This is a genomic window from Carboxylicivirga sp. (genome assembly GCF_982718395.1).
Window position 1 is genome coordinate 26,797 of sequence record NZ_CEXQWX010000043.1, and the last position, 12,596, is coordinate 39,392.

Below are 12,596 nucleotides of genomic sequence, written 5' to 3' on the forward strand. Positions count from 1 at the left end.
CTATAAGTATTTCGGATTAATAAAAACCTCAGGGTCTGAGGGTAAAAAACACGCACGGGAAACATCTTTGCCCGATTTATCAACTTCCAGTTGGTACACTGCTTTAATGTAGTTGGCTATTGCCTTAAAGTAGTTTTGGTGAGTTGATTCGTTTATGTCAATGGGAATAATCCATTTTAAGCCATCGCCCGATGGCGACACAAAGAGCAATTCTGTTTCAAAATATTCATCGTTCAGTAATTGATTTTTCAATTGCTGAAGATTATCAATGTGGTCAAAATCAATGGTCAATAAACCTGAATGACTTTTTAGTGCTTTATCGTTTCGTTTTTCAAAAGTTCCTGAAAAGGTTGCGTAGTCAAACTTTGAAGCTTTGAATTTTCGTGCTTCGCCTTTTGCCTCAATAGTCCTTAATTGTTTTGTTATAGAGGTGTAAGGAGTTGATTTAATCAACTCGTACACCTCTAATAAACTTAGGGTGTTCTTGGGGTAAATATTGCTTACAGGAGCTTTGAAATAGCTGAATTTAGGAATGTGAACCGTAGGTTTACTTTCCGCTTTAATCTCAACTTCAACTGATTTTTGATTACTATAAAAGTGGTGTTTTTCACCAATGCGAAGATGTAGTTCTTCGTTGAGCTTTTCCAGTAATTTATTACCAGTCAGATTGTAGTGCAATGCCGCAAATTCAAAGGGATTGCCTTTAAATTCGTTTTGCTCTAAATCGTTGAACATAAACATCCAATCCACATTAATGAGTTTAAGCGTAAGCTTATTCTCATTAAATGGATTTTTGGCGGGGGCGCATTCTTTACCAGATAGCCTGACAACAGTCTCATCGGGGTAATACTCGCGCAGAATGTGCGAGTAGATACCTAGTCCGTAATGTGTTTTATCTAAAATATCCTTCTCCTTAATCATGGTTGCCATTTTTTAAGGTTCGGGAATAGTTGCTTTCCAGGAGTTTTTCGAGGTCTTCAACTTTATAATAGAATTTGCCATTGATGCGGGAATAGGGGAGAATCCCCGTATCCCGCATGGTTTGCAATGTGCGTTTACTTACTTTAAGCGCAAGCATTACATCCTGACCGTCAATCCACGATTGTTTGAACGCTTCGGTTCTGGTTTGCTTCATCACCAGCAATTGGGCTTTAATTTCCTTAATTGCCGATGATAATTCCAATAGCATTTGCATAACTTCCATCATAGCTCAACCCTCCCTTTTTTGATGAGGTAATTGGCAGCTTGCTGCTCAATTTCCTTCTGTGAGCTTTGCTTATTTGATAAAAGCCATTCATCTAACTCCTTACGATTGAAGTAGATTTTTTTACCATTGGGTTTGTAACATGGTACAACTCCAGTACTCGTCATTTTATAGAGGTGAGAGTGTGAGACCTCTAAATAAATAGATGCTTCGTTAAATGTTAGCACCTCTTTTTTGAGCATATTTTGCTCCATAAGCATCTTTTCAATGCTATTCAATTTTTCTAAAACTATCGAGTCCATTTTATCAGACTTTAAATTTGATAATGGACTTTCGCGCAAAAGTCATCTTTGTTTTTCAAAGACATTGCTAAATTATGCTGAAAACAAGGGTGTTATAGTGGTGGGTTCAACGGTGGAGTGGAAGGTGGCAGGTGGAGGGTGTGCGCATGTAGCCTATTATAGATAGGCATTGCCACCTCCGATTGAACAAGAAAAGGAAGAAAAAAGAAAGAAGTGTAAAGTGGCAGGTATTAGAAAAGTAAGGAAATTGCTTTATCTAACTTGTCACCAGTTCTGGCTGGTCGGTCTAGTTTTCGAACATTGTTTTTAAATTTCGTGCCATCTTTCATAATAAAACAATCAATTGCTACTTTCCACTGTTCTTGTTTTAAGTCTGCAACCAATTTATGAGTATTGTGCAATAACTTTATAAAGTAGCTAAATTCAGTTGGGTTGCCAGTCCATACAACTGGGGTATTAATTTCCTTACCTGAAAATACCTTTTTGAAATTTACAGTAGTGGTATCTTTATGGATAAAACCAGACTTTTTTAAGCTATCGCATAAATCAGTTAGGTTATCCGATTTCTTGTGGTAATAAATATAAGTGAAGGATTTGAGCGATATTTCTTCGACGATTTTTGTTTTAGGTTCATCTTGCGTAGTAGGTGTAACATCAATTGTCTGCATTTTAATTATTTGAAAACTTACTGGTATTTGCTCGAATAGTAATTGAGTATAGAAATCTTCTAAAACAAGTTCATCTTGAACCCATGATTTGAACACTTCCTGAATCTCCAAATACATATGAATAAGACTAATTTTCAGCAATTGAAAAACAAACGTATTGATTTTATGCTCCTGGTCAACATCAAATGTTGTTTTCTTCGGGTCTATGTAGGACGGTTCAAATTGTTGGTCTTTAATGATTTTGCCAATATCTTTGATTTTCGTCTTGAGCTTTTTGTTTAAAGTGTCGTTTAAGCGGTATTTAATCAATTGCGGATTTTCATCTTCGTGCAATGCATCCAGTAAGTCATTTATGGCTTTGAGCTTTTCGGCGAGAATGAATTTTGAATAGTATTTCGTTTTGTTGTTGAAAGGTCTTTCGAAATTGACCTGAAATTTAGGCTGAAATGTAGGTACAATTTCTTTTACGCCTGAAATCATTGAAGCAAACTTTTCGTCTGGATTATTTGCTTCCAGCCAAGGTCTTAAACCTTTGTAAATTATCTCGTCAAGTATAACAAAGTGATTTTTCATAAGGGTTAGAATTTAATTCGGTTTGCGGCTTCTTTTTTCTTCTCGTCAATTACTTTGGCGTAAATCTGTGTTGTTTTCAATTCTCGGTGTCCAAGCAATTTCGAAACGGTGTAAATGTCGGTTCCCATTGTTAATTGCAGGGTAGCGTAGGTGTGGCGCGCACAATGAAACGTGATGGTTTTTGAAATACCTGCTCTCATCATCCATTGTTGTAACTTCATATTGTGCCATGCAGAGTATTTTAAGCCTTTGAAAACTCGTTCCTCTGCTTCTTGTCTTTCACCTAATAAATCAAATGCTTGGTCTGATATAGGTTGAGTTTCTACTCCTTTGGTTTTCTTCTGCCTGAATCGAATGTAATATCCCATTTCGTTAGAATGCTGTACTTCCGACCAAACTAGTTTATTAATATCTGACCATCTTAAACCTGTAAGGCATGAGAATAGAAATGCTGTTTTCAATTGTTCAATATCGCATTCTGCTTTGGCTGCTGCTTGCAATTCTTCTAAAGTAAGAAATTCTCGTTCTGGTTCTCCTTGCTTAAATCCTTCAACGCTTTCCGATGGGTTGTGAGGAATGATACCATCTTTTACAGCTTGCTTTAATCCTGCTTTGAATTTATTGAAATAGGAGTACTTTGAGTTTTGCGATAAACCCGTGTTGCTTTTGGTTCGGGCTTTCTTATCTAAATACTCTTTGAAGTCTTGAACGTATTTGCGGTCTAATTTAGAGAAAGCAACATCTTTGGTTGTGAATGCTTCCAGATGTTTAACCATGCTATCCCAATTGCCCCAATTGCCTGTGCTGTCTTTGCGTTTCTCGGTAAGCAAGCGCATATAAACGAGAATACTTCCTTTTTGCTTTTCAGCATCACGAAAACCATATTCACCGTTTTGTAATTCCAATTGACGTTGGGCGCGTATATTTTCAGCAAGCTCCATTGTCTTTTTGTTTTGCTCCCGTTCCAATTTGGTTTTTGGTTTCGGGTCCAGGTAAAGTTTAAGCGTTTCGGTTTTTCTTTTACCTGCATTGTAATAATCGAGGTAAAGACTGGTTTTACCTCCTTGATTTCTTTTTCGCAAAGTTACCTTCATGATGCAAACAGTTTTTCAATTTCGGATTTCTTAATAATCGTACGTCTACCCAATTTCACGGCTTTTATGTTGCCGTTTTTAATTTGGCGGTAAATAGTCATGCGGCTGGCACCCAAAAGTTGACACGTGTCTGCAATGCTTAAAAATTCCTTTTCGTTGAGTTGGGAAAAATTGTACTCGGTTCTTTGTTCGGTTGGTGTTTTAACCTGATTCAACTTTTCGGCTTTCTTCCGCTGTTTGTAATTCCTATTAGCACAAGTATGGCTGCAAAATTTCGTTACAGTGGTCTTAGCGATAAACTCATTACCGCAGTGTTGGCATACCTTTGTAATCTCTATTTTGCTGCTCATCGGATTGTACCTTTAAGTATCTCAATGTATCCTCGTGTATCGTGATGTATCTGTATGTAACATCATTTCTCCACTTGAATTGGATTTTTGTTGCGTGCAACAAATCTTGTTGTTGCAGTAACATTGTAGCAACAAATATAGCTAAAATAAAGGAAAATAACAACAGAAAAAAGAAAACAAAACTTTGTAATGTGCTGAATAAGAAGATAAAAGAGTAGTAAAGGAAAGGTTATTACTTTCCAATACAGAAATTCTTAAAAATATTTCCCAACACCTCATCTGTATTGATTTGTCCCGTTATCTCGCCTAAGAAATGTAATACTTCTCGTATATCCTGAGCAAGAAAATCACCGCTAATGCCCGTTTCTAATCCGTTTGAAACCCGTGTGATGGCTTCGTGAGATTTTTGAAGTGCTTCATAGTGGCGCACATTGGTAACAATTACTTCATCATTATCAATGGCCGATAGGTTAACAGTTTTTAAAAGTGCATTGGTTAATGCTTCAATATTCAGTTGTTTTTTGGCGGAGATAGGTACAATGGCATCCGTACCAGATAATTCTCTGAAGCTTTCTTTTGAAAAGCGCTCAGCAATTACAGATTCATCGCTCAGATCTGTTTTATTGATGACCACGATTAACTGTTGTTGTTCATCCAGTCGCTTTTTAACATCGCTGATAGCAGCATGAATCTTATCATCAGGATCATTAACGTCCAGCATTAACAGAACAATGGTAGCCTTACTGATCTTGTCATAAGTGCGCTCTATACCCAGGTTCTCTATTTTATCCTTAGTGGCTCTGATACCTGCGGTATCGATAAAACGAAAACCAATGCCTTCAATGTTGATTGTGTCTTCAATCACATCGCGCGTGGTGCCGTGTATGTCAGATACTATTGCACGTTCCTCTTGCAGTAAGGTATTTAATAAGGTTGATTTTCCTGCATTGGTATGTCCCACAATAGCTACAGGAATTCCATTTTTAATGGCATTACCAAGCGAAAATGAATTAACCAATTTTTGAAGTAGAGCTTCAATTTCATCAACGAGTTTTGTTAATTCTGAACGGTCAGCAAACTCCACATCTTCCTCACTAAAGTCAAGTTCCAGTTCAATTAACGAAATAAAATTGAGCAATTGCATTCGCAGGTTAACCAATTCATTGGAGAAGCCGCCTCGCATCTGTTGTAAGGCCACACGCCGGGCTGCTTCACTGCGCGATGCAATAAGGTCAGCAACTGCTTCGGCCTGTGATAGATCCATTTTGCCATTCAAAAATGCTCGTTGGGTAAACTCACCAGCCGTGGCCAATCGTGCACCATTTTTGGTTAATAATTGCAAAACCTGCTGTTGAATATATGGAGCACCGTGACAAGCTATCTCTACAATCTCTTCACCCGTAAATGAATGTGGTGCTTTAAAAATGCTGATCAATACCTCATCAATATCTTTTTCATCTTCATAGATGCTCCCAAAGTGAATCGTATTTGCTTTTTGCGAAGACAGTCGCTTTCCGACTTTTGCAGGTCTGAATATTTTCTCACAAATCGAAATGGATTCATCTCCCGATAAACGGATCACTGCAATAGCTCCCATTCCCTGAGCTGTTGATATGGCGCAAATAGTATCTTTTTCGCTTAGCATTATTCAATTGTTTTTAAGTTGGGCATATTCGAAGTTTCAATCGTGGCTCCCAATTATTTTGCAAATATAGCTAATTACGCCTGATTCTAAATAAGCCATATTTGACGTAATGGTATTTGGTTTAATTCAAAAAATACTACTTTTGATGCCGATTTAACATGGTGCGTCAGGACTTGTATGTTCGAAGCCTGACAGAAAGAGGGAATCCGGTGTAAGTCCGGAACTGTACCCGCAGCTGTAAGCTCTGTTAACTCCGTTGAAACTTAATGTCACTGTCCGTCAAAGACGGATGGGAAGGCACAACAGGAGGGAGTAAGTCAGAAAACCTGCCATAGAGGATCAACATAGTATTAATCAAAACTTTCGGGTTTAAAAGTTTGATGCACAATGGAAAAGTCATCTCAATTATGGCAGATACATAATCTGCGCTCATGTATTTCTTTTGATAACACATCTAATGATGCGTTAATAAATCACGTGTATAAGCATTGTTCAATGGCATAGAACCTATTAGATAGTTGTATCTGATATGGAATTCTGTTTGTAACATTATAAGCTTCTGCGATGAAATATTATCCAATTCATATATCTATAGTTGATAGATCCTGCCTGGTTGTTGGTGGTGGTAAAGTGGCCTTGCGAAAAGTCAGTAAACTCATTAAGGCCGGTGCTGCCGTAACTGTTATTTCCAAAGAATTAACACCGGAACTTAAAGAGCTGAAAGATAAAGATGTATTCATACATCGTGATCGACATTATCAGAAGGATGATGTGAAAGACTTTTTTATGGTATTTGCTGCCACCAATGATCAATGCGTAAATGGTCTAATTACAGAAGAGGCACAGCATTACGGGGTATTAGCTAATAGTATTAATGGTGTCGATGAAGGTGATTTTATTCTGCCTGCATCCTGTCAGGTAGGCGATTTACATCTGGGTATTACCACTCAGGGGCAATCACCGGCTCTTTCAGCAGCTTTACGCAGATATTTTATAAAGAAGTTGTCTGCTTTGACACCAGAACTGATTGATGAGGTGGCTCTGAAAAGAAAACAGATGCTCAATAGTAATGATGAAGATTGCGAGAGGGAAATGATGGAGATGGTTGATGAGATAATTGAGCGCATTGAAACTAATAAGATTGACCTTAACACAAATAAATAAGATGAACCCAGTAACAGGAAAAGTATGGCTGGTGGGAGCAGGGCCTGGTGATGCTGATTTAATCAGTGTAAAAGCTACAAAGCTTCTCGAAAAAGCAGAAGTTGTTTTGTACGATTATTTGGTAAATAAAGAACTATTAAAGTATTGCCGACAAGCGTGTGAGATGATCTATGTCGGCAAAAAGAAAGATAAACACACCTACCCACAGGATGAACTAAACGAGTTATTAGTGCATTATGCCGGTCAAGGTAAAGAAATAGTGCGCTTAAAAGGGGGCGATCCTTTTGTATTCGGGCGAGGCGTGGAAGAAATTCTCACATTAATAGCAAATGAGATTGATTATGAAGTAGTGCCCGGTATTACCTCCGGAGTTGCCGTGCCAGCTTATATGGGTATTCCCGTAACAGCGCGTCATGTAGCTTCATCAGTGACCTTTGTAACTGGACATCCGGCTAAGAATGGGGCGAATCCTGTAGACTGGCAATCATTGGCAAAGGGCTCAGATACGCTGGTTGTGTATATGGGTGTTACCAATGCTGGTCGTATAGCACAGGAGCTGATTAACGGAGGAAAGAGTAATGAAACACCTGTTGCTTTAATACGATGGGGAACATACCCTCAGCAGGAAATGCTTAAATCAAATTTAAAATCCATTGAGGCTGATATGACCAATGCTGGTTTTAAACCACCGGCATTAATGGTTATCGGGGAGGTTGTTAAATTTTCCGATCAGTTAAAACCAATCATCAAATCAGTAACTAAAGAAGAGTTTAGCCATGTGTAAAAAAGGAGTATTACTATGTGGGCACGGAACCCGTGTGAAAAGAGGAGAAGAGGCATTCAAGCAATATGCCGGTGAATTTGCAAAACGTTTACCGGATTACGAAGTGGAAGCAGGATTCTTAGAGTTATCCCAACCTGATTTTGAACAGGGAGTGAAGAGCCTGGCCAGTAAAGGGGTGAAAGAAATATATGCTTTACCCGTTTTTCTCTTTACCGGTGTGCATATTCAGAAGGATATTCCGTGCATGTTGTACCAGTTACAAGCAAAGTATAATGTGTCAATTAAGCTGGCGCATTACATTGGTGATTGCGATGATATGATCGAATTATCCAATGACTTACTGAGTAAAGTTGATGATGCAGTTAAAGGAAAAGAGACAGAGACCTTGTTCTTCGGACTGGGTGTAGGAGCTTCAAAACCTGCTGCCAATGGCGATTTGACACGCTTAACACGTATGGTGCAGGAAGCCAATAAATTCCCTTTCGCCCTTAATGGCTTTTGTAGTCGTATGACTTACCCCTCGGTGGCCGATGCCCTATCTATTTGTGAGAATTTACCCTATAAAAATATCGTGGTGGTTCCGTATATATTTTTCCCTGGTGTATACATGGATAAAGCACTTGATCTGTTTAAGGCATTGGAAGAAAAGCGAACTGATCTCAATATTTCGGTTACGCCCCTGCTAAGTGAATCGGATGTTTTGGCTCAAATACTTTTAAAGCGATTGAAGAGTGTTGAGAGTGGAGAAGTAGATCTGATCACTTCGGTAGATCAGGAAACGCTGGAGAATTACGAACCTCACCATCACCACCATCATGGTCATGGACATCATCATCATGGACACGATCACGCTTGTTGTGGACATAAGCACTAAAAAATGGAGCAAGGAACAGTATATGGTGTGGCTTTAGGCCCTGGCGATCCGGAATTGATTACCCTAAAAGCTTTGAAGACGTTGCAAAAAGCCGATGTGATTTATTATCCGACAACGGTCAATAGTAAAGGCATGAAAAGCAGCATGGCCTGGCGTGTGTTGAGTGAGTTAGGTTTGGACAAGAGCAAACTGAAGTCCGTGGAGGTGGCTATGAAGTACGACCGCAGCGAAGTCAATGCTACTTATGGTCGACTGGCGCAAGAAAGCATAGCTCATAGTAAAGCAGGAAAGACAGTGGCCATTGCCAGTGAAGGGGATATTTCGTTTTACAGCACCTTTGCTTATTTGATCGATGATATTAAACAAGCGGGCGTCAATTATGAAATGATTCCGGGCGTTCCGGCATTTATATTGGGCGGATCTCTGAGTGCCAATCCCATTTGCACACAAACCGATAAAGTCTTGGTGGTGCCCGAGGTAGCTGACGAAAAGGAGCTGGAAGCATTCACAACAGCAAATGAAACAGTTATAATGATGAAAGTATCTAAGATAAAGGATTGGATCGCTCGTTTCCTTGATAATTCTCGCTATCAGTTTTTTTACGGAGAGTATATGGGTACCGATAAAGAGTTTACAAGCAGTAATATTAATGACTTGAAGGAGCGACGTATTCCTTACTTCTCAATCATCATTATAAAACAAAGCAAGACTAAACGCTAAATTAATATGATGAAGCCAGGGCAATTGCATATAAATATTGGAAGGACGCAAACCCGTCCCCTCCTAAATTTTAGGAGGGGTGCCGACAGGCGGGGTGGTATAATTTATGACTTAAATGTACGTGCACAGTTTATAAAGTCAATTGTTTATTCAAAACAGAAAATTAGAGATCATGTCAATCGTCTCGAATCCCAACCCTGAACCCTGAACTCTTGAATCTTAAAACCAAAAGTATGAGCAACATAAAAGTAATTGGCTTAGGCCCCGGTAACCCGGATCTATTCTTACAACCAGCTATTGAAGCGATAAAAGAAGCCCATGTGGTCATCGGGTATAAATACTATTTTCAGTTTATACAATGCTACCTGCAGGAAGGAACCGATTGTATTGACACCGGTATGCGCCAGGAGGTGGAACGCGCCAAAATTGCTTTTGAAAAGGCTGAGTCTGGTTTAAAAGTAGCGGTGATCAGTTCGGGCGATGCCGGGATATACGGTATGGCCTCATTGATATTGGAAATGGCCGAAAAGCGACAGACCAATATTCCGGTGGAGGTGATTCCGGGTATATCCGCTTTTCAGGCAGCAGCAGCGAAACTGGGTGCACCCTTTAGTCACGATTTTGTGGTGCTGTCCTTATCCGATCTGCTAACGCCTTGGAAACTGATTGAAAAGCGCATGAAGGCAGCGGCCTATGGGGATTTTGTGACGGTGCTGTATAATCCCAAAAGTAAAAAACGCTACTGGCAGATATACCGATTGCAGGAACTGTTCCTCGAAGAGCGTGACCCGTCAACGCCTGTTGCCATTGTACGTCAGGTTGATCGCGAGGATGAGAAAGTCACTTTAACCACACTGGCCGAATTCGACCCTGAGATGGTTGATATGTTCTCCATAGTAATTATTGGTAACTCACAAAGTTATGTGGTGAATGATAAGTTTATTACACCACGTGGCTACTATTCAAAATACGATGAGGAAGGAGCTCCCGGGCCATTGATTATGCAGGAAAGCTTCCGCACCATTGCAGCACAATTAACCGATCTTGATATTTCTTATGAAGAGAAATGGGTGATGCTGCATTGCATTCATACCACCGCCGATTTTGAGATGAAAAATCTTTTGCGGGTGAAGAACGATGCGGTTAAACGCATTAGTGAGTATCTGCTGAATGGTGGCACCATTATTACAGATGTAACCATGGTACAGAGTGGTATTCGCAAAAAAGCATGTGAGCGTTATGGTATTGATATTAAATGCTATTTGCACGATGAGCGCACGATAGATTTGGCCAAAGAGAAAAATATAACACGTACACAGGCAGGTATCCGTCTGGCTGTTGAAGAACACCCGGATGCTTTATATGTATTTGGTAATGCACCTACAGCTTTGATCGAACTGACGGAATTGATGCGTAAAAAGCAATTTCAACCGGCTGGTATCGTGGGTGCGCCTGTTGGTTTTGTTAATGTGGAGGAATCGAAGCATCGTTTAAAGACCTTTAAGAACTTGCCATATGTGAGTGTGGAAGGACGAAAAGGTGGTTCTAACCTGGCGGCAACCATTGTTAATGCCATCCTGAGTCGCGATGAGGCTGCCTCTTTAAAACCAGGGCGTGATGTGTAAATTCTACGTTATTGGCATATCAGATGAGGCGAAGCCAGTGCTTAGCGATGAGCTGAAAAGTATTATCTCAAAGGCTCATTGTTTTTCGGGTGGCAAGCGCCATTATGAACTGGTGTGTGATTTATTACCTGTTGATCATCAATGGATAGAAGTACTGGTGCCCTTAAAGCAAACCTTTGATCACTACCGTCAAGTCTATGAGAACATAGTTGTGTTTGCTTCGGGTGATCCTTTGTTTTTTGGCATTGCCAATACTCTGAAACGTGAATTTCCGCATGAATCCATCAAGGTGTATTCAAGTTTTAATAGCCTGCAGATGTTGGCTCAGGCTTGTCTCATACCTTACGGCAATATGGTCGTCGCCACTTTAACAGGTCGCCCGTGGGAAAACCTGGATCAGGAGCTGATTAAAGGCACGCCATTGATTGGTATTCTCACTGATAAGCGCAAAACACCGGCTGCCATTGCACAGCGCATGTTGGCGGTTGGTCTGACCAATTATAAGGTGTACTTGGGCGAGCGTATAGGTGGTGAACGACAGCAGGTAAAGGAATTGTCCATTGAAGAGTTGGCAGTAACAGAAACTGTTATGCCCAATTGCCTGATTCTGGAGAAAGTCATACACTTTGATCGGGTGACGGGTATCAATGAGAAAGATTTTCATTATTTGGATGGACGGCCGAAGATGATTACCAAGCGTAGCATCCGTTTGATGTCCTTATCCATGTTGAAACTGGATAATGCCAAAGTGTTTTGGGACATTGGTTTTTGTACCGGTTCGGTATCAATTGAAGCCAAACAAATGGCCCCGCAGCTTTCTGTTTTCGCCATTGAAAAGCGTGAGGAATCACGTGAACTGATGGCTAAAAACCAATATAAATTTCACATTCCAGGTATTCAGGCTACCATTGGAGATTTCTTCAACTTTAATTTGGACGAATGGCCGCAGCCTGACCGGATCTTTATCGGTGGGCATGGTGGTCGCTTACACGATATGATGAAACGATTGAATCAGCGTCTAAAACCAGGTGGAATCATCGTTTTCAATGCTGTCAGTCAGGAAACAGCTGAAGCATTCAAAAGAGCTGCCACTGATTTAGAATTAGCTGTTACGGATACAATGCTGATAAAGCAGGATGAGCATAATCCGGTGACCATTTTTCAGGCTACAAAACAAGACGCTAACACATCGCAATTGAATAGTTCAAAAATTTAAGATATGAACGCAATTATAATCAACAATATCAATGCACTGCCTCTTGCCAATGTGCTCAAACAAGAGCTGGAAGGCCATATATATTCAACAGCTGCCTATCCGGGTACGAAGGGTATTGAATCCATCAAAGGATTTTTAGACGAACATTTTAATCGGTGCGATAGCATATTATTTATTGGTGCCCTGGGTATTTGTGTTCGATCTATAGCCACTCATATTCAGAGCAAGCAAAGCGATCCGGCCATTATTAACCTTGATCTGCAAGGGCGATTTATTCAACCCGTCGTTTCTGGACACAAAGGAGGAGCCAATGTGCTGGCGCAACGCATTGCAAGAATAACAGGCGGGCATGCAGTCATTACAACGGCCAGCGATAC

13 protein-coding genes, 1 pseudogene and 1 riboswitch are annotated in these 12,596 nt (G+C 40.1%); of the genes and pseudogenes, 7 read left to right on the top strand and 7 right to left on the bottom strand.

Annotated elements, in window-relative coordinates:
- From AC4MRQ_RS10175 to mnmE, 7 genes are all read right to left on the bottom strand, one after another.
- A complete protein-coding gene (locus tag AC4MRQ_RS10175) occupies window positions 1-921 on the bottom strand; it encodes a BT4734/BF3469 family protein (protein WP_491197565.1) in 921 nt (306 codons plus the stop codon).
- On the bottom strand, window positions 914-1,207 hold the full coding sequence (locus AC4MRQ_RS10180) for a helix-turn-helix domain-containing protein (RefSeq protein ID WP_491197566.1): 294 nt from the start codon (window positions 1,205-1,207) through the stop codon (window positions 914-916). The genes AC4MRQ_RS10175 and AC4MRQ_RS10180 overlap by 8 nt, the downstream gene beginning before the upstream one ends.
- Window positions 1,204-1,506, bottom strand: coding sequence for a helix-turn-helix domain-containing protein (locus tag AC4MRQ_RS10185; protein WP_491197567.1), 303 nt, complete (start codon window positions 1,504-1,506; stop codon window positions 1,204-1,206). Before AC4MRQ_RS10185 ends, AC4MRQ_RS10180 begins: the two co-directional genes overlap by 4 nt.
- A 230-nt stretch (window positions 1,507-1,736) precedes the next feature.
- Window positions 1,737-2,747 carry a DUF6617 family protein gene (locus tag AC4MRQ_RS10190; protein WP_491197568.1) on the bottom strand — a complete coding sequence of 337 codons (1,011 nt, stop codon included), beginning with the start codon at window positions 2,745-2,747 and terminating at the stop codon, window positions 1,737-1,739.
- Between the two features lie 5 nt (window positions 2,748-2,752).
- Window positions 2,753-3,841, bottom strand: a complete 1,089-nt coding sequence (locus AC4MRQ_RS10195) for a phage integrase SAM-like domain-containing protein (protein ID WP_491197569.1) — start codon at window positions 3,839-3,841, stop codon at window positions 2,753-2,755.
- Window positions 3,838-4,191 (bottom strand): helix-turn-helix transcriptional regulator, encoded by a 354-nt coding sequence (locus AC4MRQ_RS10200; protein WP_491197570.1) that lies wholly within the window; start codon window positions 4,189-4,191, stop codon window positions 3,838-3,840. The genes AC4MRQ_RS10195 and AC4MRQ_RS10200 overlap by 4 nt, the downstream gene beginning before the upstream one ends.
- A 232-nt stretch (window positions 4,192-4,423) precedes the next feature.
- A complete protein-coding gene (gene mnmE / locus AC4MRQ_RS10205; RefSeq protein ID WP_491197571.1) occupies window positions 4,424-5,836 on the bottom strand; it encodes a tRNA uridine-5-carboxymethylaminomethyl(34) synthesis GTPase MnmE in 1,413 nt (470 codons plus the stop codon).
- Window positions 5,837-5,978: 142 nt separating this feature from the next.
- Window positions 5,979-6,184, top strand: a riboswitch (cobalamin riboswitch).
- Window positions 6,185-6,400: 216 nt separating this feature from the next.
- On the opposite strand from mnmE, the gene AC4MRQ_RS10210 reads away from it, so the two are divergent.
- The 7 genes and pseudogenes from AC4MRQ_RS10210 to AC4MRQ_RS10240 form a co-directional block, all read left to right on the top strand.
- Window positions 6,401-7,000: a precorrin-2 dehydrogenase/sirohydrochlorin ferrochelatase family protein gene (locus AC4MRQ_RS10210; RefSeq protein WP_491197572.1), complete on the top strand. Its 600-nt coding sequence runs from the start codon at window positions 6,401-6,403 to the stop codon at window positions 6,998-7,000.
- A 1-nt stretch (window position 7,001) separates the two neighbouring features.
- Window positions 7,002-7,784 (top strand): uroporphyrinogen-III C-methyltransferase, encoded by a 783-nt coding sequence (gene cobA, locus AC4MRQ_RS10215; protein ID WP_491197573.1) that lies wholly within the window; start codon window positions 7,002-7,004, stop codon window positions 7,782-7,784.
- Window positions 7,777-8,658, top strand: a complete 882-nt coding sequence (locus AC4MRQ_RS10220; protein WP_491197574.1) for a sirohydrochlorin chelatase — start codon at window positions 7,777-7,779, stop codon at window positions 8,656-8,658. Before cobA ends, AC4MRQ_RS10220 begins: the two co-directional genes overlap by 8 nt.
- 3 nt (window positions 8,659-8,661) lie before the next feature.
- Window positions 8,662-9,378 (top strand): precorrin-2 C(20)-methyltransferase, encoded by a 717-nt coding sequence (gene cobI, locus AC4MRQ_RS10225; RefSeq protein WP_491197575.1) that lies wholly within the window; start codon window positions 8,662-8,664, stop codon window positions 9,376-9,378.
- 233 nt (window positions 9,379-9,611) lie between these two features.
- The gene (gene cobJ / locus AC4MRQ_RS10230; RefSeq protein ID WP_491197576.1) at window positions 9,612-11,003 is read left to right on the top strand and encodes a precorrin-3B C(17)-methyltransferase; all 1,392 of its coding nucleotides are present in this window, start codon (window positions 9,612-9,614) and stop codon (window positions 11,001-11,003) included.
- On the top strand, window positions 10,996-12,219 hold the full coding sequence (gene cbiE / locus AC4MRQ_RS10235) for a precorrin-6y C5,15-methyltransferase (decarboxylating) subunit CbiE (RefSeq protein ID WP_491197577.1): 1,224 nt from the start codon (window positions 10,996-10,998) through the stop codon (window positions 12,217-12,219). The genes cobJ and cbiE overlap by 8 nt, the downstream gene beginning before the upstream one ends.
- 3 nt (window positions 12,220-12,222) lie before the next feature.
- A pseudogene (locus tag AC4MRQ_RS10240) lies at window positions 12,223-12,596 on the top strand (hypothetical protein); the annotation flags it as partial.